Below are 24217 nucleotides of genomic sequence, written 5' to 3'. Positions count from 1 at the left end.
TGGTGCATCGAAGGAAATCAATTTGAAACGATTGGCTCTTGCCGCGGTGTGCGCCGCGGCCGCAAGCAGCGTCCTGCTGGCCGGCTGCGGCAGCTCTGGCCCCACCAACAAGGACGACAGCGCTTTCGTCTACCTGCTCGACCGCAAAGGCAATTGGCAGGAAAACAAGCTCGAAGGACTGCCGGCGCTGCCGCAGGCCAATACGCCGCTTCTCGGATTTGTCGTCTCGAACAATACGCCGCTCAAGTTCTCGATCGATCCAGCGTCGCTCACGGTCGGCACCGACGGCGTCGTGCGCTACACCATCGTCATCACGAGCCCGACTGGCGCGCGCAACGTCAACTACGAAGGGATCCGCTGCGATACCTACGAGTGGCGCCTCTACGCGAGCCTCGACGCCGATCACAACGGCTGGGACCAGACCGTGGCGAACGACTGGTCGCGCATCGAGAACGGCACGCTCAACGCCTATCACTCGGCGCTTTATCAGGACTACTTTTGCGCGAACAAGATGCCAGTTGGGAAGGCATCGACAATCGTCGAGAACATTCGTTATGGGCGCACTCAGGCGACGCTCGTGCGCTGACACCCAAGGGCACCCCGAGTTGCCATGAAAAAAGCCGCAACGGTCGATTACCGCTGCGGCTTTTTGTCATCTCGAGCATGCTCCAGCCATCGGACCGGAGCATACGCCCTCAGACCAGCACGAGATTGTCTCGATGAATGAGTTCCGGCTCGAGCATGTAGCCGAGAATGCTCTCGATCTCGCCGCTCGGACGCCGCTGGATGAGCTTCGTTTCGGCGCTGCTGTAATTAGTGAGACCGCGTGCGACTTCCCGGCCCTCGCCATTCAAACAGGCAATGACTTCGCCGCGCGCGAAAGCGCCTTGCACGCCAACCACGCCGATGGGCAGAAGACTCTTGCCGTCCGCCTTGAGCTTCTGCACGGCGCCGTCGTCGATCACCACGTGGCCGCGCACCTGCAGGTGATCGGCCATCCACTGTTTGCGCGCGGCCATGCGCGCGGTGCGCGCGATAAGCTGCGTGCCGATCGCCTCGCCCGAGGCAAGGCGCACCAGCACCTCGGTCTCACGCCCGCTCGCGATCACGGTGTTCGCGCCGCTGTGCGCCGCGCGCTTGGCCGCGAGAATCTTCGTGAGCATGCCGCCCCGGCCGAGGCTCGAACCCGCGCCGCCGGCCATCGCCTCAAGTTCCGGCTTGCCCGCATCGGCTTCCTGCACGAGCGTGGCGGACGGATCCTTGCGCGGATCGGCGGTATAGAGGCCGCTCTGGTCGGTGAGAATGATGAGCGCGTCGCCTTCGATCAGGTTCGCCACCAGCGCGCCGAGCGTGTCGTTGTCGCCGAACTTGATTTCGTCGGTAACCACGGTATCGTTTTCGTTGATGATCGGCACCACACCGAGGCGCAGCAGCGTGAGCAGCGTGGAACGCGCGTTCAGATAGCGTTCGCGGTCCGCGAGGTCGGCGTGCGTAAGCAGAATCTGCGCGGTGCGGATGTCATGCTCGGCAAAGCGACTCTCGTAGACTTGCGCGAGCCCCATCTGGCCGACCGCGGCAGCGGCCTGCAGCTCATCGATTTCGCGCGGGCGTTTGGTCCAGCCAAGGCGCTGCATACCTTCGGCAATCGCGCCGGAACTCACGAGCACGACCTCCTTGCCCTGAGCACGCAGTGCCGCGATTTGCGCGGCCCAGCGGCCGATGGCCGTGTGATCGAGCCCACGACCATCGTTCGTGACCAGGCTCGAACCGACTTTCACTACCAGACGCCGGGAATCGGCGATGACGGAACGCATGCTGGGCTGTCTCCCCAAATGACTGATGATGCGCGAAGTTATCTTGAAGCTGCCGGCGCGGCCGGCGCACCGGCACGTACAGTGGTTTATTCCTGCGGCTGCGCCGCGCCCTGATCGCCTTGGCTACCCTCGCGAAAACGCACGTCGGAAGCGAGGTCTTCGGCCTCGGCAGCGCGGCGCGCGTCCGAATGCGCTGCGGTGTAGTCGTACACCGCATAGCAAAGATTCTCGCAGCCCTGCCCGGTAAGCGCAGAAATTTCGAAAACGGGGCCATCCCATTCGAAACGCTCAACGAAGTCGGCGATGCGCGCCGCGCGCTCTTCCTCGGGCACCATGTCGAGCTTGTTCAGCACGAGCCAGCGCGGCTTCTCATAGAGCAACTCGTCATACTTGCGCAACTCTTCGACAATCGCCTTCGCCTCGGCGACCGGGTCGACGGTTTCGTCGAACGGTGCGAGATCGACAAGATGCAGCAGCAGATTGGTGCGCTGCAGATGGCGCAGGAATTGATGGCCGAGGCCCGCGCCTTCAGCGGCGCCTTCGATCAGGCCCGGAATGTCGGCAATCACGAAGCTCTTGCTCGGACCCACGCGCACCACGCCCAGATTCGGCGCGAGCGTCGTGAACGGGTAGTCGGCGATCTTCGGCTTGGCGTTGGACACCGAGGAAATAAACGTGGACTTGCCCGCATTCGGCATGCCGAGCAGGCCGACGTCGGCCAGCACCTTCAGCTCGAGCTTGAGCATGCGGCGCTCGCCGGGCTTGCCGTCAGTCTTCTGGCGCGGCGCGCGGTTCGTGGACGACTTGAAATGCAGGTTGCCGAGACCGCCCGCACCGCCGTTCGCGACGATCACGCGCTGGTCGTGCTCGGTCAGGTCGGCGATCAGCTCGCCCGTGTCGAGGTCGGTGATGGTCGTGCCCACGGGCATGCGCAGCGTGATGTCGTCGCCGCCCTTGCCATAGCAGTCCGAGCCGCGACCGTTTTCGCCGTTGCGCGCCAGATGCTTTTTCGTATAGCGATAGTCGATCAGCGTATTGATGTTGCGGTCGGCGATTGCGTAAACGCTGCCGCCCCGCCCGCCATCGCCGCCGTCCGGCCCGCCAAACGGGACGAACTTCTCGCGCCGCATCGACGCGCTGCCATCGCCCCCATCGCCGGCGATGACTTCGATCTTCGCTTCGTCAATGAACTTCATGAGTTACTCCGTCCCGTGAATGTCGGTATTTTGCCCGCGGCGGCCTCACCGGCCAACCTGGCCGTTCGGCCCAGGCCGTCTGGCCCGGGCCGTCTGGCCAGCGAAACCGGTCAATCGAGCCCCGGACAAGCCCATAAACAAAAAGCCCCGCAAACTTCGCGGGGCCTTCCTTGCGTCGATTGCGAGCGGCTAGTACTTAGGCCGCTGCCGGAACGACGTTGACCAAGTGCTTGTTCAGCGCACCCTTGGTCGTGAACGAGACGTGGCCGTCGACCAGCGCGAAGAGCGTGTGGTCCTTGCCGATGCCGACGTTCAGGCCCGGATGCATGCGCGTACCGCGCTGGCGAACGATGATGCCGCCTGCGAGGATAGCCTGGCCGCCGAACACCTTAACGCCAAGTCGTTTCGACTCTGAGTCGCGGCCGTTACGTGACGACCCGCCTGCCTTTTTGTGTGCCATTTGTTTGCTCCTTTACCTGCGTGCGCTTACGCGTTGATCGCGTCGATGCGCAGTTCGGTGTAGTTCTGGCGGTGGCCGCCATGCTTCTGGTAGTGCTTCCGGCGACGCATCTTGAAGATGGTCACTTTGGCGTGTCGGCCTTGCGACACAACGGTGGCCTTGACGGAAGCCCCACTGACCAGCGGCGTACCGAACTTAATCGATTCGCCTTCGCCCACTGCGAGAACCTGGTCGAGCGTGATTTCTGCGTCAATGTCAGCCGGTATCTGTTCTACTTTAAGTTTTTCGCCAACAGCAACTTTGTACTGCTTGCCGCCGGTTTTTATGACCGCGTACATTGAGAACCTCACTCTTCAATAATCCCGGGCACACTGCGCGCCCAAGAAACCTTAGATTATACATAGAGTTAGCTGCACGGTCAAAAGGTATTGGACATCGACTCAGCAGCCGAACCCGCACCGAATAGAGGGAAGCATCGAGGAAACCCTGGCCAAACGGCAGGGCAGCGTCCGGCGCAGCGCCGATTCACCTTATAATCCGCGGCACTACCTCTATTTGCCATCATGTCGTCCACCGCCACCCATTCCCCCAGCGCAGCCACCCTGCTCGCGCCCGTTGCCAATGACATGGAGCAGGTCAACCGTGTCATCCGGCAAAGTCTGGCGTCCGAGGTGATGCTGATCAACCAGATCTCCGAATACATCATCGGCGCGGGAGGCAAGCGGCTGCGTCCGGCCCTGTTGCTGCTCGTGGCCGGCGCGCTCGGCGACCGTGGCGCCCATCGCCATACGCTCGCGGCCGTTGTCGAGTTCATCCACACGGCCACGCTGCTGCACGACGACGTCGTCGACGAATCCGACCTGCGGCGCGGCCGTCAGACGGCCAACGCCCTGTTCGGCAACGCGGCCAGCGTGCTGGTGGGCGACTATCTGTATTCGCGCTCGTTCGAGATGATGGTGGGCGTGGGCAAGATGCGCGTGATGGAGATCCTCTCTGCGGCCACGACGATCATCTCCGAAGGCGAAGTGCTTCAACTCCTGAACATGCACGACGCCGACGTCGACACCGGCCGCTACATGCAGGTGATTCGCTACAAGACAGCCAAGCTTTTCGAGGCGGCGGCGCAACTGGGCGCGGTGCTTGCGGGAACGGATGCGCGCACGGAAGAAGCGGCGGCCGAATATGGCCGGCGCATTGGCACGGCGTTCCAGATCATGGACGACTGGCTCGACTACACCGGCACGGCGGAATCGATGGGCAAGAACGCCGGCGACGACCTGCGCGAAGGCAAACCCACGTTGCCGCTCATCTGGTTGATCGAGCACGGCACGGCCGCTGAAGCGGCGCTCGCACGCGAGGCAATCGAGCAAGGCGGCACAACGCGCTTCGACGAAATTTTCGCAGCCATCACGCGCTCAGGCGCGCTCGACCACACGCTTCAATGCGCGAAGGCCGAGGCCCAGGCAGCCGCAGCAGCAATTTCGTCATTCCCCCCTTCCATTTACAAAGATAGCCTGCTAGAATTATGTTCTTACTCAACGACGCGCCAGTCTTAATAAGACGACGCAAGTTTGAAGAGTGATTGAAACGGGGTGTAGCTTAGCCTGGTAGAGCGCTACGTTCGGGACGTAGAGGCCGGAGGTTCGAATCCTCTCACCCCGACCAGTTTTCAGAGAAAAGACCGTGCACTTGTTGCACGGTCTTTTTTTTCGTCCGTCGTTTTCACTCGTCGAAAACAGAGATAGCGCACCGTCGTCAGGCCACCGCACCCAGAAGCCTTATCCCGACGGCTAACGCGGTGTCAGGCGCGCCAGTGCCGCGGCACCCCTCTGCTATAGTTTCCCCATCCTCTCCCCTCACTGTCTCGAAGCGTGGACCACCTCCCTTTATGGGCGCAGATTTGCGCCATTTTCGTCCTGCTCATCTGCTCCAGCTTCTTCTCCATCTCCGAAACGGCGATGATGGCGCTCAACCGCCATCGGCTGAAATATCTCGCGAACCACGGCGCGCTAGGCGCCAAGACCACGCAGAAACTGCTCGCGCGCACCGACCTGCTGCTCTCGGTCATCCTGATCGGCAATAACCTCTTCAACACCATCATCCCGGTCCTGACCACCTCGATCGCGCTGCACACGTTCGGCCACGACAATCTGGTGCTCTCGATCGCCACCGGCATCGTCGCGTTCCTCATCATCGTGTTCGCGGAGATCACGCCGAAGATCGTCGGCGCCACCTTCCCCGAAAAAATCGCACTGCCGGCGAGCCTGCTGATCGCGCCGCTCATGCGCGTGACCAAGCCCGTCATCTGGTTCGTGAACATGTTCGCAAACGGCATCTTGCGCGTGCTGCACATCAACACGAGCAAGGCGAACGAGCAGCGGCTCTCGACCGAAGAGTTGCGCACCATCGTGCTCGAGTCGGGCAGCTTCATGCCCACCAAGCACCGCAGCATCCTCCTGAACCTGTTCGATCTGGAGAACATCACCGTCGACGACGTGATGATTCCGCGCCGGCGCATTGAGGCACTCGACTACGACGCACCGCTCGAGGACATCCTGCATCAGCTCGAAACCTGCTATCACAACAAGCTGGTTGTCTATCAAGGCGACATCGACCGCGTGCTCGGCGTGCTGCACGTGCGCAAGACGCTGGCCGCGCTGCACAACCAGGACTTCGAGCGGGAGACGCTGCGCGAACTGCTCGCCGAGCCGTACTTCGTACCCACCGGCACGCCCGTGTTCCAGCAACTTCAGTACTTCCAGGAAAGCCGTCATCGCATCGCGCTCGTCGTGAACGAGTATGGCGAGATGGAAGGGCTCGTGACGCCGGAAGACATCATCGAAGAGCTGATCGGCGAATTCACGACCACCATGCCGCGCAGCGGCACCGGACGCGGCGGCTGGAACGATCAGGGTGAGTGCATCGTGCCCGGCAGCATGCCCTTGCGCGAACTCAATCGCTGGCTGCATATCAAGCTGCCGACAGATGGCCCGAAAACGCTCAACGGTCTCATTCTCGAAGTACTCGAAGAGATTCCCGAGGGCGACGTGTGCGTGCAGATCGGCGACGTGAAGCTCGAAGTGCTGCGCAGCGACGATCAGGCCGTACGCACGGTCAAGCTCTTCAAACCGGGCACGAAGCCGAATAAAGGCGCGGGGGCGCTGCAAAAAGCCAAGAAGCTGCTGCCCGGACGCTAGCCGTTCGGCTGAGTGGCGCGCACTCCCACGCCAGCCGATGATGAAGCCGTCTCTCGCTCACGGCGGCTTCGGGCCGGCAACCGATGTTTTCCATTCCTGATCATTTCATCGCACGGGGCGCTGGGCAGGTCTGTGCAGCGCTCGCCGCCGATGGCGCTGCCTCTGGCGGCGCCGTACGAGCCGGCCTCTCCACTCAATCCTCAGCTGCGCCCGACGATGCGCCGGCCGTGCGCCTTCTCTCCGAAACGCTGCGCGAAGCCGCACGGCGCAACGCCTCCGATCTGCATGTCGAGCCGCTCGAACACGGCTGGCGCATTCGCCTGCGCATCGACGGCGTATTGCACGAAACCGCGCGGCCGCCCGCTCACCTGCGTGACGCAGTCGCCACGCGCATCAAGGTGCTCGCGCGCATGGACATCGCCGAGCGCCGCATTCCCCAGGACGGACGCCTGCGGCTCGCGCCGCGCGGCGAAACGCTGGCGCACGAAGACTACCGCGTGAACTCATTGCCTACGCTGCATGGAGAGAAGCTCGTGCTGCGCCGGCTCGAAGCCTTGCCCGCCGATCTCTCGCTCGCCGCGCTCGGTCTCGATAAAACACAGCAGCAAACGCTCGACGCGGCGATCGGCGCGCCGCACGGTCTCGTGCTGGTCACGGGTCCGACCGGCAGCGGCAAAACGCTCTCGCTCTATTGCTTTCTGCAGATGCTCAATAACGCGTCGCGCAATCTTTGCTCGGTCGAGGACCCTGCGGAAATTCAGCTCGCCGGCATCAATCAGGTCAACGTGCGCGAGAAGGCCGGGCTCACCTTCGCACTGGCGCTGCGCGCGCTGCTGCGCCAGGATCCGGACGTCATCATGATCGGCGAGATCCGCGACGAAGAAACCGCCAGCGTCGCGGTCAAGGCAGCGCAGACCGGGCATCTCGTGCTGTCTACCCTGCATACCAACGATGCGCCTGCTGCAGTGGCCCGGCTCATCGACATCGGCGTGGAGCCGTATAACCTCGCCGCTGCGTTGCGGCTCGTCACGGCACAGCGACTCGTGCGGCGCCTGTGTCCACAATGTCGTGTGAGAGCCGATGAATCGGCGGCGGCGCTCGACGCAGCCGGCCTCGTTTTCAACCAGAGCGACGACGCGCAGAACGAGGTCCAACCCTTTGTCGCGCACGGCTGTGAGGCGTGTCATGGAATCGGCTACCGGGGCCGCGTTGGCATTCATGAGGTGATGCCCGTCAGCACCGCCATGCGCGAGCTGATCGTTGCGCAACGCAGCGCGCACGAGATTGCGCGCCAGGCCCGTGCGGAGGGCGTGGCCACGCTGCGCGACGCGGCGCTCGCACGTGTGAGAGACGGCACGACGAGCCTCGCCGAAGCGCTCTGCGCAACGGATGCTCCATCATGAAGCACGCACCGCCGCCGTCCGACTGGCGCTTCGCATGGCGCGGCCTCGACGCCGCAGGCACGGTGCGCAGCGGTACGCTGATCGCTTTCGACGCGGCAGCGGCACGCGGTGCGCTCCGGCGCGAGCGCATCACCGCGACCGCGCTCGAGCGCCGCGGCCCAGCCCCGCAGCCGCGCGCGAGCCAGGCGGACATTACGCGCTTCACGCGTCAGCTCGCCAGCCTGCTGCGCGCGGGCTTGCCGCTCGCGAGCGCGCTTGAATTGCTCGCCCAGGCGCCTGGGCCGCGCGGCCTGCCGCGCATCGCCGCCGCGCTCGCGCGCGAGATCACGGCAGGCATGCGCTTTTCCGATTCGCTCGCGCAGCACCCTTCGCGGTTCGGCGCGCTCTACTGCCAACTCGTTGCTGTCGGCGAGGCGTCAGGCGCGCTCGCCGCCGTGCTCGCCCGCCTTGCCGACGATCGCGAGCGCGCTGCCGCGCAACGCGCCAAGGTGCGCGCGGCGCTCACCTACCCGGTCGCGGTGCTGCTGCTCGCGCTCGCCATTACATCAGCGTTGCTGGTCTGGGTCGTGCCCACCTTCAAGCAGATCTTCGACGGATTCGGCGCAGCACTGCCCGCCCCCACGCAATTCGTGCTGATGCTCTCGGCTGCCGCCGCGCGCTGGAGCGTGCCCGCCGCCATCGGTGCAGCAAGCGCCACAATCGCGCTGCACGCGCTGTTGCGGCGCTCCGAAGCGTCGCGCCTCGCGTTCGGGCGCATCGTGCTCGCGCTGCCGCTCGCGGGCGCGCTGCTCACCACGCTGTGCGCCGCACGGTGGAGCCGCGCGCTCGGCACGCTGCTGGCCGCGGGCACGCCGCTGGCCGATGCCTTCGATTCGCTGACACATGCAAGCGGCAACGCCTTCTTCGACCGTGCAAGCGCGGATATCAGCGCACGGCTGAGGCACGGCGAGCGGCTCGCCTCGGCCATGCGTTCGGCCGGCTGCTTTCCAGCGGACGTGATCCAGCCTGTTGCCGTCGCCGAGGAATCGGGCGCACTCGACGCCATGCTGCTCGACGTAGCCGCACTCGCAGACCGTCAGGTGGACGAAAAGATCGCACTCGTCGCGAGCCTGTGCGAGCCGCTCGTAATCGTGGTGCTCGGCGCGTTAGTCGGTGGCCTCGTCGTCGCGATGTACCTTCCCATTATTCAACTCGGCAACGTGGTGTAGCATCGCTGCCAGATCACGATCCTCCGCTCATGCCCGCCCTTCTTTCGTCCGCCGTTGTTGCCGCGCCTGCATCTTCCATGATGGATTCGACTGTGCCTGTCGCGCCGTTTGCATCGATCACTTCCGTCGATTTGGCCGCATCCTTCACGGCAACGCTCGGCACGCTGCCGCCGGGCGTGCTGATGGGCTTCGCGATCGTGGTCGGTCTCGTTGTGGGCAGCTTTCTGAATGTGGTGGTGCATCGACTGCCCATCATGCTCGAGCGCGCGTGGCGCGCGGACGCCGCCGAAGCATTTGGCCACGCATCGACGAGCGACGAGCCATGCACGGACAGCAATCCGAACGACGGATTGCCCACGCGCTACAACCTTTGGCTGCCGCGCAGCGCCTGCCCGCATTGCGGCCACGTACTGCGAGCATGGGAAAACATTCCCGTCCTGAGCTGGCTCGCGCTGCGCGGCCGCTGCTCGCAGTGCGGCACGCGCGTGAGCCTGCGCTATCCGCTGATCGAACTCGCCGGCGCGGCGTGCGCCGCCGCAGCGTTGCTCGCGTTTGGCCCCACGGGCAAAGCACTTGCTGCATTCGCGCTGTGCGCGTCACTTATTGCGACAAGCGCCATCGACCTCGAACATCAGCTGCTGCCCGACGCGATCACCCTGCCGCTCATCTGGGCCGGGCTGCTCGTGAATCTCGCCGGGACCTTCGCCGATCTGCACGCAGCCGTGATTGGCGCGATGGCGGGCTACCTGGCGCTCTGGTGCGTCTATTGGCTATTCCGCCTGCTGCGCGGCATCGAAGGCATGGGCCACGGCGACTTCAAGCTGCTCGCCGCACTCGGCGCCTGGCTCGGCTGGGCTGCGTTACCGCAGATCGTCGTGATCGCCGCGGTGACCGGCGCCGTGGTCGGCCTTGCCGCTACCTTGAGCGGCCGCATGCGCTTCGAAGAGCCGCTGCCCTTCGGGCCGTATCTCGCAGTTGGCGCACTCGTCACGTTGTTTGTGGGCACACCGCTTTATGCTGTCTTTGTGTAGAGGAATGAATCGATGATTGCGGTTGGCTTGACTGGAGGCATCGGCAGCGGCAAATCCACCGTCGCGGACCTGTTCGCGGCGCTCGGCGTTCCGCTCGTCGACACGGACGTGATCGCGCACCGCATCACCGCGCCACACGGCATCGCGATGCCCGCGATCGCCTCGCAATTCGGCCCTGAATTCGTCGCAGCCGACGGCTCCATGGATCGCGCACGTATGCGCGCACTCGTGTTCGGCGACGAGTCGGCGCGCAAGCGGCTCGAAGCGATCACGCATCCGTTGATTCGCGCTGAAACCGAACGCGAAACACGCGAGGCCAACGGCCCTTATGTGATCGTGGTCGTGCCGCTGCTCGTCGAATCCGGCAGTTGGAAAACGCGTGTCGATCGCGTTCTGGTTGTCGATTGCAGTGTCGAAACGCAGATCGCGCGCGTGATGAGCCGCAACGGCTTCACGCGCGAACAAGTGCTCGCGATCATCACACGCCAGGCCACGCGCGAAGCGCGCCTCGCCGCCGCCGACGACGTGATCGTCAACGACGGCGCCACGCTGGAAGCACTCGAGCAGGACGTCGAGATACTGCATCAGCGCTACCTCGTACTGTCGCGTGCGTAACGAAGGGTAAAGAAGGGTAAAACCGCTGGCCAAAGCCTACGCGATGCGCGTTGCAGCAAGACTCGACGTTTCGCGGCGCAAGCAATGCACATTCGTCGGCAAAATGCCGTGGATTGAGCGCTTGTGCGGGCGGCGCGCGATTGCGACCGCAGACTCGCGGCATTAGAATGTGCTGCAATCCTTCACCGACCACGTCCGAGGCGAGCGCGCTTGATTCTTTACGAGTATCCCTTCAACGAGCGAATCCGGACGCTGCTACGCCTCGAAGATCTCTTCGAGCGTTTCACGTTTTTCCTGACCCAGGAGGATCCGAGGGAACATCACGTTGCGCTCACGACGCTCTTCGAAATCGCGGAAGTCGCAGGCCGCGCCGACCTCAAGTCGGACCTCATGAAGGAACTCGAAAGGCAACGTCAGACGCTCGCACCGTTCCGCGGCAATCCCGGCATCGAGCAGAACGCGCTCGAAGCCGTTCTTGGTGAAATCGAGCAAACGCTCGCGGGCCTCACGCAGATGCAGGGCAAGACCGGCCAGCATCTTGCTGACAACGAATGGCTCACCAGCATCCGCAGCCGAGCGATCATCCCGGGCGGCACCTGCAAGTTCGATCTGCCTTCGTATTACGCCTGGCAGCAGTTGCATGCCGACAAGCGCCGCCAGGATATCGCCAAGTGGGTCACGCCCCTTTTGCCGCTGCGCGACGCCGCGAGCATCGTGCTGCGTCTTGCAAGGGAGTCCGGTCAGGCATCGAAGGTCATGGCGATGCAGGGCAGTTATCAGCAAATGCTGTCTGGGCGCACGTATCAATTAATGCAGGTTCGCGTGGCACCGGAATTGCACGTCATTCCCGAAGCGAGTGCCAACAAGTACATGCTCTGGGTGCGATTTACGGTGCAGGACGGCAATCTGCGTCCGCGTGCAGTCGACCAGGACGTGCCGTTTCAGCTCACGCTGTGCAGCCTGTGAAGTGCGCACCTTGCTGAAGCACTCTGGTTTTTGTCGTTCTTGCGAATCTAACGAATGATCACTGTCGTCAAATGTCCGACCTGCGGCAAAGATGTCCGCTGGGTGCCGGAAAACCGCTTCCGCCCGTTCTGTTCCGAACGCTGCAAACAGATCGATCTTGGCGCGTGGGCTGCCGAAAAGTACCGGATCGGCGGCAACGAAGACGATACACCGCCGGACGACGAAGCACCGCCCACAGACACGCGCCAGTAAGCCCACGCAATACACAAGCAGTACAAGTCACAAAAGCGCCTGCGCAGGGCGCAAAAAAAGCCGCTGCACGTTGTGTGCGCAGCGGCTTTTGTCTTTCTGGCGAAGCGGGATTACTCTGCCGCCAGCCACTCCAGCACAGGAATGGTCGCAGGCAAGAGCGGCTCGACACTCGCAGGCAGCGATTGCCAGACGAACGCCTGGCCCTCACGCCCATGCGGCTCGCCGCTCCACTCCGTTACCTTGCAGAAGTAGAGCCGCACGTAGGCGTGCGGGTAGTCGTGCTCGAGCGTATGCCACAGGTGGCACGCTTTCACGTCGATACCCAGTTCCTCGTGCAGCTCGCGCGCAAGCGCGGCCTCGACGGATTCACCCTTTTCCAGCTTGCCGCCCGGGAATTCCCAGTAGCCTGCATAAGGCTTGCCTTCGGGCCGCTGCGCCAGCAGATAGCGGCCATCGGGCTGCACCAGCACGCCCACGGCAACGTCCGTCACCGGGCGCGCCGGATCCTTTGTCTGATCGCTCATGCCGCTCATGCCGCTCACGCCTCTGGCGCCTTCTTGCCCGACCAGTCACGCGCGAACTGCCACGCCACCCGGCCCGAGCGCGAACCGCGCTCCAGCGCCCAGACGAGCGCATCGCCGCGCGCCGATTCGACCTCGGCATCGCCACAGCCGAAGTGGCGCAGCCAGTGGCCAACGATCGTCAGATAGTCGTCCTGCTTGAACGGATAGAAGCTCACCCAAAGGCCAAAGCGCTCGGAAAGCGAAATCTTCTCTTCCACCACTTCGCCCGGATGAATCTCGCCGTCGGGCATGTGCTTGTACGACTCGTTGTCGCTCATGTACTCGGGCAGCAGATGGCGGCGGTTCGAGGTCGCGTAGATCAGCACGTTGTCGCCCTGGGCGGCCACGGAGCCGTCCAGCGCCACCTTCAGCGCCTTGTAGCCCGACTCGCCCTCTTCGAACGAGAGGTCGTCGCAGAACACGATGAAGCGCTCGGGGCGCGTCGAGATCAGATCGACGATATCGCCGAGATCATGCAGATCGTCCTTGTCGACTTCGATCAGGCGCAGGCCGTCTTGCGCATACGCGTTCAGGCAGGCTTTGATGAGCGACGACTTGCCGGTGCCGCGCGCGCCCGTCAGCAGCACGTTGTTCGCGGGCTTCTTCTGCACGAACTGGCGCGTGTTGCGGTCGATGAGGCCCTTCTGGCGATCGATGTTCTGCAAGTCGTCGAGCGAGATCGTCGAGATGGCCGGCACCGGCTGCAGGTAACCGCGCCCCTGGCGCTTGCGCCAGCGAAACGCGACTGCCGCGTTCCAGTCGACTTCGGGCGAGGCCGGCGGCAGCACGGATTCGAGGCGGCCGAGCAGCGCTTCGGCACGGGTTAGAAACTGTTCGAGCTTGTCCATGATTAAGAACGATAGTCGGCGTTAATGCTCACGTAGTCATGCGACAGATCGCAGGTCCACACGGTGGCTTGCGCATCGCCACGGCCAAGCAGCACGCGGATCAGAATCTCACTCTTCTTCATCACGCGCTGGCCGTCTTCCTCGCGGTAGTCGGGGTTGCGCCCACCGGCCTTGGCGACGAGCACGTCGTCGAGATAGAGGTCGATCTTTTCGACATCGAGATCCGTCACGCCCGCATAGCCGATAGCGGCCAGAATGCGGCCCAGGTTGGGATCCGATGCGTAGAACGCGGTCTTCACAAGCGGCGAGTGGCCAATCGCGTAGGCGATCTGGCGGCACTCGGCCACGTCCTTGCCGCCTTCCACCTGCACGGTCATGAACTTGGTCGCGCCTTCGCCGTCGCGCACGATCAGTTGCGAGAGCGTCTGCGCGGTTTCGGTCACGGCGTCGCGCAGCGCGGCGTAGGCGGGCGAATCCGTCGAGGTGATCGCGGGCAGGCTCGACTTGCCCGAGGCGATCAGAATGAACGAGTCGTTGGTCGAGGTGTCGCCGTCGATCGTGATGCAGTTGAACGAGCGGTCCGCCACGTACTTCACGAGTTCGTCGAGCACCGGTTGCGCGACGTTCGCGTCGAACGCGAGGAAGCCGAGCATGGTCGCCATGTTCGGCTTGATCATGCCCGCGCCCTTGCTGATGCCCGTGAGCGTGACCGTGTGGCCGTCGATCGCGACCTGATGCGACACGGCCTTCGGCAACGTGTCGGTCGTCATGATCGCCTGGGCGGCGTCGTACCAGTTCGCGGCCTTGCGGTTCGCGAGCGCAGCCGGCAGGCCGGCCTTCAGGCGCTCGATCGGCAGCGGCTCCAGAATCACGCCGGTGGAGAACGGCAGCACCTGCGAGGGCTCGATGCCCGCGAGGCGCGCGAGTTCGTCGCAGGTTTCGCGCGTATTCACGAGACCCGGCTCGCCGGTACCCGCGTTGGCATTGCCCGTGTTGATGACCAGCGCACGGATCCCCTTGCCGCCCGCACGCACCTTCTCGAGGTGCTCGCGGCACACCGTCACCGGCGCGGCGCAGAAGCGATTGAGCGTGAACACGCCCGCGACGCTTGCGCCTTCATCGACGGAAATCACCAATACGTCCTTGCGGTTGGGCTTGCGGATGTTGGCTTCCGCCCAGCCGAGCGTCACGCCGGCGACCGGATGAAGTTGTGCGGGATCGATCGAGGGGAAATTGACAGCCATGTTGGCGACCTGTCGAAAAGGCAATGCCGGCCACGGCGTCTGTCAGCCGGGCCGGCATTCGGGATTCAAAAGACAAGGCCCGCAAAAGCGCGGGCCACCGGAATCAACGGTCAAACCGCGTCATGCGGCGAGCGGCGAGCACCGTGCAAAACATGCACACGCCGCGAAGCCCATCACGAGATCTTGCCGTGGCACTGCTTGTACTTCTTGCCGCTGCCGCACGGGCACGGATCGTTGCGGCCAACCTTCGGCACGTCCTGGCCGTCCGGCATGGCGGCGTGCGCGTGGGTCATGGCCGCGCCGACCATGGCCGCTGCGGCGTCTGCCGCGACGGGCCCGGCGGCCGTAGGCGCGGCTTCCGCTTCGGCGAATTCGGCGTGACGGAATTCGACGTTCTCCAGATGCCCCGCCTGCTCTTCAATCTGCTCGGCGGCTTCTTCGAGTTGCTGCGGCGACTGGATCTGCACGTTCATGACGATGCGCGTGACTTCCGTTTTCACGGCGTCGAGCATCGCGGCGAACAGTTCGAACGCCTCGCGCTTGTACTCCTGCTTCGGGTTCTTCTGCGCATAGCCGCGCAGGTGAATGCCCTGACGCAGATGGTCGAGCGCCGCGAGGTGCTCGCGCCAGCTGCGGTCAAGCGTCTGCAGCATGACCGAGCGCTCGAACGCGCTAAACGATTCGCGGCCCACGAGCGCGACCTTCTGCTCATAGGCTTCGTCAGCGGCGGCAAGCACGGCTTCGAGAATCTCGTCGGCGTCGATCGACGACGACTCGTTGATCATCTCCTGAATCGCGAGGTCGAGCTGCCACTCGTTACGCAGCACTTCTTCGAGCTCGGGCACGTCCCACTGCTCTTCAATGCTGCCCTGCGGCACGAACTGATGCACGATGTCGGTGATCACGCCATGACGCATCGCACCGATGGTTTCGGTGATGTCGTTCGCTTCGAGCAACTCGTTGCGCTGCTGGTAGATCACCTTGCGCTGGTCGTTCGAAACGTCGTCGTATTCGAGCAGTTGCTTGCGGATGTCGAAGTTGCGCGCTTCGACCTTGCGCTGCGCCGACTCGATCGAGCGCGTGACGATGCCCGCCTCGATTGCCTCGCCTTCGGGCATCTTGAGGCGGTCCATGATCGCGCGCACGCGGTCGCCAGCGAAAATGCGCAGCAGCGGGTCTTCGAGCGACAGATAGAAGCGCGACGAACCCGGGTCGCCCTGGCGGCCCGCACGGCCGCGCAACTGGTTGTCGATACGGCGCGACTCGTGGCGCTCGGTGCCGATGATGTGCAGGCCGCCCGCGGCCTTCACCTGATCGTGCAGCGTCTGCCATTCGTCGTGGAGCTGCTGGATGCGGCGCGCCTTTTCGTCGGCGGGAATCGCCTCGTCGACTTCGATGAACGCGGCCTGCTTCTCCGCGTTGCCGCCCAGCACGATGTCGGTGCCGCGGCCCGCCATGTTGGTGGCGATGGTGATGCGCTTCGGGCGCCCCGCTTCGGCCACGATGGCTGCTTCGCGTGCGTGCTGCTTCGCGTTGAGCACCTCGTGCGGCAGACCGGCCTTCACGAGCAGGTCGGCCAGCACCTCGGAGTTCTCGATCGACGTCGTGCCGACCAGCACCGGCTGCCCGCGCTCGTGGCAATCGCGGATATCGCGGATCACCGCGTCATAGCGCTCCTTCGCGGTCTTGTATATCTGGTCCTGCTTGTCGATCCGCTTGGGCGTGCGGTTGGTCGGGATCACGACCGTCTCGAGCCCGTAGATCTCGTTGAATTCGTACGCTTCGGTATCGGCCGTGCCGGTCATGCCCGAAAGCTTCGCGTACATGCGGAAGTAGTTCTGGAACGTGATCGAAGCGAGCGTCTGGTTCTCGCTCTGGATCTTCACGTGCTCCTTCGCTTCCACGGCCTGGTGCAGGCCATCCGACCAGCGGCGGCCCGACATCAGGCGGCCCGTGAATTCGTCGACGATGACCACTTCGCCGTTCTGCACCACGTAGTGCTGATCCTTGAAGAACAGTGTGTGCGCGCGCAGCGCGGCGTACACGTGGTGCATCAGCGTGATGTTCTGCGCGGCATAGAGGCTCTCGCCCTGGCCGATCAGCCCCCACTCGGAGAGCAGGCGCTCAGCCTTCTCGTGGCCCGATTCGGTGAGGAACACCTGGCGCGCCTTTTCGTCGAGCGTGTAGTCGCCCGGCTTTTCGACGCCCGTGCCGTCGGCCTTCTCTTCGCCGATCTGGCGTTCGAGCAGAGGAGGCAGCGCGTTCATGCGCACGTAAAGCTCGGTGTGATCTTCGGCCTGGCCCGAGATGATGAGCGGCGTACGCGCTTCGTCGATCAGGATCGAGTCCACTTCGTCGACCACGGCGAAGTTCAGCGCGCGCTGCACGCGCGCCTCGGTCTCGTAGACCATGTTGTCGCGCAGATAGTCGAAGCCGAACTCGTTGTTCGTGCCGTAGGTGATGTCCGACGCGTACGCCTCCTGCTTCATGGCGTGGTCCATCTGCGACAGATTGATGCCGACGGACAGGCCGAGGAAGTTGTACAGACGCGCCATCCACTCGGCGTCGCGCTGGGCGAGGTAGTCGTTCACCGTGACCACGTGCACGCCGCGCCCTGACAGCGCGTTCAGATACACGGGCAACGTGGCGACCAGCGTCTTGCCTTCGCCGGTGCGCATTTCTGCGATCTTGCCGTAGTGCAGCACCATGCCGCCGATCAGTTGCACGTCGAAGTGGCGCATTTTCAGCACGCGCTTGCTGGCCTCGCGGCAGACGGCAAACGCTTCGGGCAGAAGTTCGTCGAGCGACGTGCCATTGGCCACGCGCTCGCGAAACTCAGCCGTTTTGGCGCGCAGTTGCTGGTCGGTGTATTGCTCGATCGTCGGTTCGAGCGCGTTGATCGCCGCGACCTTCTTCTGATATTGCTTGATCAGGCGCTGATTGCGGCTGCCAAAGATTTTCTGTAAGAAACCGGTGGTCATCGGATCGGTGTCTGCGTCGCGGCTTCGGTCGGGATTCCTGCGCAGTTCGCTTGCGGCGCTTGCGGCTTGTTCAGCCCCCGGATTGCGCCGGGTTTGCAAACGATTCTCGCGCCACGCACCCGGATCGGAAGGACCTCGGCGGCTTAAGCCCAAATTGGTGGATTCGAATCGGGCATTTTAGCACGCGCCCTGGTTACCGCCGGTGTCGGCCGGTTGAAGGACGCCGCGCGCAATGCCCGCGCTGACGCGCCTCGCGAGCCCCTGAAGCGGCCGGCCGGCACATTCGTCCCGCATGGCTCGGCGGCTTGCTGCCAGACGGTCCTGGCCGAACGGCGGCAAGGCGCGTTAAGGCAAAGTGCGCAGGCTACAATGACAATCACATCGCGCAGCCCGCGCGCCTTATCTAGCCCTCACATGAGCCGTTTTTCGCCGTTTTCAAGGCCAGATGCCGCAGTTGCCGCTACTGCGCGCACTTCAAGCGCCTCGGGTCCGTCAGGCCCTGCTGCCAGGTCGGGTAAATCGCGCAAATTTTCGTCGCGGCGCGCGCCGCAGCCGCTCACCGAAGTCCTGAGCCGCACGGACGCATTCGCCCCACTGCGCGCCGGCGTCGAGCAGATCGCGGCGATCCAGCGCGATCTCGACGCGCTGCTGCCCGACTATCTGGCCGCGAGTGTGGAACCGGGCTTCATCAAAGACGGCAAGCTCGCCCTGTTCGCAGCGCACAACGCGCTCGCTGCACGACTGCGGCACCTCGAGCCGCGCCTCGTGGCCGATTTGCAGGCGCGTGGCTGGGCGCTGGATGGTGTACGCATCCGCGTGCGCCCGCAGGCCGTGAAAGACGCGCCCTTGCCGAAGCAGGCGCGCATGACGCCGGCAGGCGCCGCCGCGCTCGCCACGCTCAGTGAGAACCTGCCGCCCTCCCCGCTGCAGGAAGCGCTCGCAAAGATGGCTGCACGCCATTTGAAGCGGCGCTAAGCAAGCCAAAGTGAAAATAAAAAAGGGCGGCATCAGGCCACCCTTTTTTGTTGCACGACCGAGGCAAAAACCCGGCGTGCGAATCAGGCAAATGTCACAAAAACATCAGGCAAACGCCGTTTGCGCCTCGTAACCGAAGCCGCGCGGCGCCTTTTGCGCGTCGCCGAACGTGACGATCTCGTACGCGTCCTCATGCGCGAGCAACTCGCGCAGCAACAGGTTGTTCAGGCCATGGCCCGACTTGTACGCATCGTACGAAGCCAGCAGCGGATGACCCACCACATACAGGTCGCCGATTGCGTCGAGCATCTTGTGCTTCACGAACTCGTCGTCGTAGCGCAGGCCGTCGTTGTTGAGGATGCGGTACTCGTCCAGCACGATCGCGTTGTCCATGCTGCCGCCGCGCGCGAGGCCCAGCTCGCGCATCATCTCGACTTCATGCGCGAAGCCGAAGGTGCGCGCGCGCGCGATCTCGCGCACATACGAGGTATTCGCGAAATCGACTTCGAGCGCCTGGCCCGTCTTGTCGACGGCCGGATGGCGGAAGTCGATGGTGAACTTCAGCTTGAAGCCGAAATACGGGTCGAGGCGGGCGAACTTGTCGCCGTCGCGCACTTCCACGGGCTTCTTCACCTTGATGAACTTCTTGGGCGCGTTCTGCTCTTCGATGCCGGCCGACTGGATCAGGAACACGAACGACGATGCGCTGCCGTCCATGATCGGAATCTCTTCCGCCGTGACGTCGATATAGAGATTGTCGATACCAAGGCCCGCGCACGCGGACATCAGGTGCTCGACCGTCGAAACGCGGGCGCCGTCTTTCTGCAGCACAGAAGCCAGACGCGTATCGCCGATCGACATCGCCGACGCGGGGATGTCCACCGGTGTCGGCAAATCCACGCGCGAAAACACGATGCCCGTGTCCGGCGCCGCCGGGCGTAGCGTCAGATCGACCTTGCGGCCCGAATGCAGGCCGATGCCGACCGTCTTCACGATCGATTTGATGGTTCGCTGCTTCAACATAATTTTCTGCTCATTGAAAATCCCAATCGGGACTTTTTAATTCATAGCACGAATTATACTCCAAGTCGGTGGAATCCGTTGTTACCCCAGGCGTGACAATCTGTTTCTCGTTGTTACGCGCACGGATTGCAAGACGGGCCGATGACCGGAACGGAGGCGTTCCCGGCCAGCGGCCCGCACGGCTTGTGGTAATAGCCCGTCACATTTGCGCCGCCGGCCCGTTGCACCTTGGCAACGAAGGCGCGGCAAATGCGCTCATATTGGGCTCAATGCAGCCAGTATGCTCGCGGCATCGCTGATTTCGAACTTGCCGGGTGCCTCGACGTTCAGCGTCTTGACCACGCCGCCGTCGACCACCATGGCGTAGCGCTGGGAGCGGACCCCCATGCCACGCGCCGACAAATCCTGCTCCAGACCGAGCGCACGGGTGAACGCCGCGCTGCCGTCCGCCATCATGCGTACCTTGCCCGAGGTCCGCTGATCGCGTCCCCACGCGCCCATCACGAACGCGTCGTTGACGGACACGCACCAGATTTCGTCGACGCCCGCCGCGCATAGCGCTTCGTACTGCTCGACATAACCTGGCACGTGCTTTGCCGAGCAAGTCGGTGTAAAGGCGCCCGGCAATCCGAAGATCACCACGCGCTTGCCCGCCGTCTGCTCGCGCACGCCGAAGCTGTTCGGCCCCAGCGTGCAGCCCGCACGCTCGTCTTCGATGAATTCGAAGAGCGTTGCGTCGGGCAGCGTATCACCCACTTTGATCATGACTCGTCCTTCACATCGATGCGGCTCCGGCACGCTCGCGACCCGGTTGGCGCCCCGGTTGAAACCTTCGCGCCGAAAACCTTGTCATTGTGCTACCGGCTCAGAATGCCTGCACCATTTGCCGCGCGTCAAAACGCAGCGGACAGGCAGCCCTGCCTCGCATCCTCTCGGATGCGGCGTCGAGGCACTTCCTCGCCTTCATTGCAGCACCATGCCGGCTACTCTGTCTGCGGGCGGGCGCACCGATATGCACATCAGTGCCCAGCGCCGCAGCAGAATTACGCTCGCAGCACGCCTTAGTCGGCCTGCTTGCGCAGGAACGCCGGGATATCGTACGTGTCGACGCCCTTTTCCTGCAGCGCCTGAACGTGGGAAGCCGCGGTGTCGCGCGACGTGCGCCAGACTGCCGGCGTGTCGAGCGCGCCGTAGTCGGCGGTCTGGCCTTGCTGCGGCGCGTAGCTGTGCTGAACAGCGGCAACGGGTTGGTTGTCCGTACCGGTGCGCAGCAACGTCATCGGCGCTGCTTGCTGCTTGTTCGCCGCGCGGCCGAGGCCCGTGGCCACCACCGTGACGCGCAGCGCGTCGCCCATCGCGTCGTCGTACACCGCACCGAAGATCACCGTGGCGTCGTCGGCCGCGTAGCTCTTGATGGTGTTCATCACTTCACGCGTTTCCGACAAGCGCAGCGAACGGCTCGACGTGATGTTGACCAGCACGCCACGCGCGCCCGACAGATCCACGCCTTCGAGCAGCGGGCTCGCCACGGCTTGTTCCGCCGCGAGGCGCGCGCGATCGACACCGGCCACCGTGGCCGTGCCCATCATCGCCTTGCCCTGCTCGCCCATGACCGTCTTCACGTCTTCGAAGTCGACGTTCACGAGGCCATCCACGTTGATGATTTCCGCGATGCCAGCGACTGCGTTGTTCAGAACGTCGTCCGCGCACTGGAAGCACTTGTCCATCTCGGCGTCATCGCCCATCACGTCGAACAGCTTGTCGTTCAGGACGACGATCAGCGAGTCGACGTGATCCTCCAGTTGCTGCGAGCCGGCTTCCGCCACGCGCATGCGCTTGCCGCCTTCGAATTCGAACGGCTTGCTCACGACGCCAACGGTCAGAATGCCCATTTCCTTCGCGATCTGCGCGACCACCGGTGCTGCGCCCGTACCCGTACCGCCACCCATGCCGGCCGTGATGAACACCATGTGCGCGCCACGCAGTGCGTCGGCGATGCGCTCGCGCGCTTCTTCTGCTGCTGCACGGCCCATCTCGGGCTTCGCCCCAGCGCCCAGACCCGTGTTACCCAACTGGATCACGGCAGACGCGCGCGAACGCGAAAGCGCCTGAGCGTCCGTGTTCATCACGATGAAGTCGACGCCTTGCACGCCGCGGTTGATCATGTGCTGCACGGCATTGCCGCCAGCGCCACCGACGCCCACCACCTTGATGATGGTGCCGTTGGTTTCCGTTTCCAGCATCTGGAATTCCATGTTGCCTCCGTCAAGAAAAAGATATCCGCACCTCGGCCGTTATTCAGGAGTGAATCGGGCAACCCGCTCCTGCGCGCCAGCCGCCGGCACCAGCGCTAATTCGGTCTCTGCTCTTACCCTTCGCGCACGCGAATTGCTTTATCTATCGCGTTAGAAGTTGCCGAGGAACCAGTCTTTCATGCGAGTGAAAACCTGGCCCATCGACCCCGACTGCACAGCGACCTTGCGACCGCGCATACGTTGCGCGCGGCCCTCGACGAGCAGCCCCATCGCCGTCGAATAGCGCGGATTGCGCACGACGTCGGCGAGACCGCCCGCGTACTCCGGCACGCCAATGCGCACCGGCTTCAAGAAGATGTCTTCGCCGAGCTCCACCATGCCCGGCATCATCGCGGCGCCGCCCGTGAGCACGACGCCCGAACTCAACAACTCTTCATAGCCCGACTCGCGCACCACCTGCTGCACGAGCGAGAACAACTCTTCCACACGCGGCTCGATCACGGCCGCCAGCGCCTGGCGCGACAGCGTGCGCGGACCGCGCTCGCCGAGCCCCGGCACTTCGATCATTTCGTCCGGATCGGCAAGCGCCTGCTTGGCGATGCCGTAGCCGACCTTGATGTCTTCCGCGTCGGGCGTGGGCGTGCGCAGCGCCATGGCGATGTCGCTCGTCACCTGATCGCCCGCGATCGGAATCACCGCGGTATGGCGAATCGCGCCTTCGCTGAAGATCGCGATGTCGGTCGTGCCGCCGCCCACATCCACCAGCACCACGCCGAGTTCCTTCTCGTCGTCGGTGAGCACCGCCAGCGACGAGGCCAGCGGCTGCAAAACCAGATCGTTCACTTCGAGACCGCAGCGGCGCACGCACTTCACGATGTTCTGCGCCGCGCTCACAGCGCCCGTGACGATGTGCACCTTCACTTCGAGGCGGATGCCGCTCATGCCGATCGGCTCACGCACATCTTCCTGACCGTCGATGATGAATTCCTGCGTGAGGATATGCAGCACCTGCTGGTCGGTCGGGATGTTGATCGCCTTCGCCGTTTCGATCACGCGCGCCACATCGGTCTGCGTGACTTCCTTCTCCTTGATGGCGACCATCCCGCTCGAATTGAAGCTGCGGATATGGCTGCCTGCGATGCCGGTGAACACATTAGTGATCTTGCAGTCGGCCATGAGTTCCGCTTCTTCGAGCGCACGCTGGATAGACTGCACCGTGGCCTCGATGTTCACCACCACACCCTTCTTGAGACCCTTCGATTCGCTCTGGCCAAGGCCGATCACTTCGTAGTGGCCATCGCCCTTCATTTCGGCGACGATGGCCACCACCTTCGCGGTCCCGATGTCGAGGCTGACCAGCAGATCTTTATAGTCTTTACTCATATCGTGCTCGTTGCGTGTGATGTGCTGTTACTTCTTGCCTGAGGGCGGCGTGTCGCTGATGAAGCGCATGCCCGCCGCCCGAATGGCGAAACCGTTCGGATAGCGCAAGTCCGCATATTCGATGTCTTTCCCCCAACGTTGCGTGAGCGGCGTCCATGCCACGATGAGCCGATGCGCGCGCTCGGCGAGCGTGGTGGCATTGCGCTCGCGTCCGAGTTCTACCTGCATGCCGTTCGAGAGCTTCACCGTCCATGCGTAGCGCGGCGAAAGCGTGACTTCTTCAGGCTCGATGCCGAGCGGCGTAAACCACTTCTGGAAGTCGCGATAACGCGCGACCACTTCGGGCGCGGTGCCGTCCGGGCCGTCGAACGCGGGCAAGTCCTGATCGAGCTCGCCCTGGTTCGCGGTGAAGAGCTCGCCATCGACGCTCACGAGCTGGTCGCTGCCCCACGTGCCGAGCGGCTTGTACTCTTCGAGACTCACCGCAAGCGCATTCGGCCAGACGCGGCGCACGCTCGCGTGGCGCACCCACGGCATCTGCTCGAACGCGGCACGCGCGGTATCCAGGTTCACCGTGAAGAAGTTGCCCTTCAAGCGGCCGACCACGCTCGCGCGCACCGTCGGTTCGTTGATGTGCTCGGTGTCGCCCTCGATGCGGATCTCGCGCAGCGCAAAATTCGGGCGCTGCACGAGCCAGTAGCCGCCGGCCGCCACGAGCGCGAGCACGAGCAGCGCGTGCAACGCGTTGGCGGCGAGATTGAGCTGGCGTACGTTATTCCACATGTCGAGATTGTCGATTCAAT

The 24217-nt window shown here is 63.8% G+C and carries 23 protein-coding genes and 1 tRNA gene; 11 read left to right on the top strand and 13 right to left on the bottom strand.

The window, feature by feature from the left end; genetic code table 11:
• Positions 1-22: 22 nt before the first annotated feature.
• Positions 23-586, top strand: a complete 564-nt coding sequence (locus tag HV773_RS29645) for a CNP1-like family protein (protein WP_129562868.1) — start codon at positions 23-25, stop codon at positions 584-586.
• A 109-nt stretch (positions 587-695) separates the two neighbouring features.
• Here the strand turns inward: HV773_RS29645 and proB are convergent, their stop codons facing one another.
• The 4 genes from proB to rplU form a co-directional block, all read right to left on the bottom strand.
• Positions 696-1814: a glutamate 5-kinase gene (gene proB / locus HV773_RS29640; RefSeq protein ID WP_129562869.1), complete on the bottom strand. Its 1119-nt coding sequence runs from the start codon at positions 1812-1814 to the stop codon at positions 696-698.
• Between the two features lie 86 nt (positions 1815-1900).
• Positions 1901-3010, bottom strand: coding sequence for an Obg family GTPase CgtA (cgtA, locus tag HV773_RS29635; protein WP_129562870.1), 1110 nt, complete (start codon positions 3008-3010; stop codon positions 1901-1903).
• Positions 3011-3206: 196 nt separating this feature from the next.
• Positions 3207-3470, bottom strand: a complete 264-nt coding sequence (gene rpmA / locus HV773_RS29630) for a 50S ribosomal protein L27 (RefSeq protein WP_129562871.1) — start codon at positions 3468-3470, stop codon at positions 3207-3209.
• Between the two features lie 26 nt (positions 3471-3496).
• Entirely contained in the window at positions 3497-3808 is a 312-nt protein-coding gene (gene rplU, locus HV773_RS29625; RefSeq protein ID WP_007180329.1) for a 50S ribosomal protein L21, read from the bottom strand.
• A gap of 225 nt (positions 3809-4033) precedes the next feature.
• On the opposite strand from rplU, the gene HV773_RS29620 reads away from it, so the two are divergent.
• The 9 genes from HV773_RS29620 (at position 4034) to yacG (ending at position 12142) form a co-directional block, all read left to right on the top strand.
• Complete coding sequence (locus HV773_RS29620; protein WP_129562872.1) at positions 4034-5026, top strand: polyprenyl synthetase family protein; 993 nt, start codon at positions 4034-4036, stop codon at positions 5024-5026.
• Positions 5027-5058: 32 nt separating this feature from the next.
• Positions 5059-5135 (top strand) — tRNA-Pro (locus HV773_RS29615).
• A 206-nt stretch (positions 5136-5341) separates the two neighbouring features.
• Positions 5342-6667: an HlyC/CorC family transporter gene (locus tag HV773_RS29610; RefSeq protein WP_129562873.1), complete on the top strand. Its 1326-nt coding sequence runs from the start codon at positions 5342-5344 to the stop codon at positions 6665-6667.
• An 83-nt stretch (positions 6668-6750) separates the two neighbouring features.
• Complete coding sequence (locus HV773_RS29605) at positions 6751-8070, top strand: GspE/PulE family protein (RefSeq protein ID WP_129562874.1); 1320 nt, start codon at positions 6751-6753, stop codon at positions 8068-8070.
• Complete coding sequence (locus tag HV773_RS29600) at positions 8067-9278, top strand: type II secretion system F family protein (RefSeq protein WP_129562875.1); 1212 nt, start codon at positions 8067-8069, stop codon at positions 9276-9278. Before HV773_RS29605 ends, HV773_RS29600 begins: the two co-directional genes overlap by 4 nt.
• Before the next feature lie 80 nt (positions 9279-9358).
• On the top strand, positions 9359-10309 hold the full coding sequence (locus HV773_RS29595; RefSeq protein WP_129563401.1) for a prepilin peptidase: 951 nt from the start codon (positions 9359-9361) through the stop codon (positions 10307-10309).
• A 12-nt stretch (positions 10310-10321) separates the two neighbouring features.
• Positions 10322-10924, top strand: coding sequence for a dephospho-CoA kinase (coaE, locus tag HV773_RS29590; RefSeq protein ID WP_129562876.1), 603 nt, complete (start codon positions 10322-10324; stop codon positions 10922-10924).
• A 210-nt stretch (positions 10925-11134) separates the two neighbouring features.
• The gene (zapD, locus tag HV773_RS29585; RefSeq protein WP_129562877.1) at positions 11135-11890 is read left to right on the top strand and encodes a cell division protein ZapD; all 756 of its coding nucleotides are present in this window, start codon (positions 11135-11137) and stop codon (positions 11888-11890) included.
• Positions 11891-11944: 54 nt separating this feature from the next.
• Positions 11945-12142: a DNA gyrase inhibitor YacG gene (yacG, locus tag HV773_RS29580; protein WP_035532945.1), complete on the top strand. Its 198-nt coding sequence runs from the start codon at positions 11945-11947 to the stop codon at positions 12140-12142.
• Positions 12143-12252: 110 nt separating this feature from the next.
• Here yacG and mutT read toward each other — a convergent pair whose 3' ends face one another.
• From mutT to secA, 4 genes are all read right to left on the bottom strand, one after another.
• Positions 12253-12666 (bottom strand): 8-oxo-dGTP diphosphatase MutT, encoded by a 414-nt coding sequence (gene mutT, locus HV773_RS29575; protein ID WP_129562878.1) that lies wholly within the window; start codon positions 12664-12666, stop codon positions 12253-12255.
• A gap of 14 nt (positions 12667-12680) precedes the next feature.
• Entirely contained in the window at positions 12681-13553 is an 873-nt protein-coding gene (locus HV773_RS29570) for an ATP-binding protein (RefSeq protein ID WP_129562879.1), read from the bottom strand.
• A gap of 2 nt (positions 13554-13555) precedes the next feature.
• Positions 13556-14797 carry a bifunctional glutamate N-acetyltransferase/amino-acid acetyltransferase ArgJ gene (gene argJ, locus HV773_RS29565; RefSeq protein ID WP_129562880.1) on the bottom strand — a complete coding sequence of 414 codons (1242 nt, stop codon included), beginning with the start codon at positions 14795-14797 and terminating at the stop codon, positions 13556-13558.
• A 173-nt stretch (positions 14798-14970) separates the two neighbouring features.
• The gene (gene secA, locus HV773_RS29560; protein ID WP_129562881.1) at positions 14971-17778 is read right to left on the bottom strand and encodes a preprotein translocase subunit SecA; all 2808 of its coding nucleotides are present in this window, start codon (positions 17776-17778) and stop codon (positions 14971-14973) included.
• Positions 17779-18192: 414 nt separating this feature from the next.
• On the opposite strand from secA, the gene HV773_RS29555 reads away from it, so the two are divergent.
• Positions 18193-18753 carry a DciA family protein gene (locus HV773_RS29555; protein WP_129562882.1) on the top strand — a complete coding sequence of 187 codons (561 nt, stop codon included), beginning with the start codon at positions 18193-18195 and terminating at the stop codon, positions 18751-18753.
• 105 nt (positions 18754-18858) lie between these two features.
• Here HV773_RS29555 and lpxC read toward each other — a convergent pair whose 3' ends face one another.
• From lpxC to HV773_RS29530, 5 genes are all read right to left on the bottom strand, one after another.
• A complete protein-coding gene (lpxC, locus tag HV773_RS29550; RefSeq protein WP_035532937.1) occupies positions 18859-19776 on the bottom strand; it encodes a UDP-3-O-acyl-N-acetylglucosamine deacetylase in 918 nt (305 codons plus the stop codon).
• 255 nt (positions 19777-20031) lie between these two features.
• The gene (locus HV773_RS29545; RefSeq protein ID WP_129562883.1) at positions 20032-20541 is read right to left on the bottom strand and encodes a peroxiredoxin; all 510 of its coding nucleotides are present in this window, start codon (positions 20539-20541) and stop codon (positions 20032-20034) included.
• 296 nt (positions 20542-20837) lie between these two features.
• Positions 20838-22031, bottom strand: coding sequence for a cell division protein FtsZ (ftsZ, locus tag HV773_RS29540; RefSeq protein ID WP_035532933.1), 1194 nt, complete (start codon positions 22029-22031; stop codon positions 20838-20840).
• A gap of 150 nt (positions 22032-22181) precedes the next feature.
• Positions 22182-23414 carry a cell division protein FtsA gene (ftsA, locus tag HV773_RS29535; RefSeq protein WP_129562884.1) on the bottom strand — a complete coding sequence of 411 codons (1233 nt, stop codon included), beginning with the start codon at positions 23412-23414 and terminating at the stop codon, positions 22182-22184.
• A gap of 27 nt (positions 23415-23441) precedes the next feature.
• Positions 23442-24197, bottom strand: coding sequence for a cell division protein FtsQ/DivIB (locus HV773_RS29530; protein WP_129562885.1), 756 nt, complete (start codon positions 24195-24197; stop codon positions 23442-23444).
• Positions 24198-24217: the final 20 nt, after the last annotated feature.

This window comes from Paraburkholderia caffeinitolerans, assembly GCF_902859945.1.
Taxonomy (GTDB): domain Bacteria; phylum Pseudomonadota; class Gammaproteobacteria; order Burkholderiales; family Burkholderiaceae; genus Paraburkholderia; species Paraburkholderia caffeinitolerans.
This window is presented reverse-complemented; position numbering and strand designations above follow the sequence as displayed.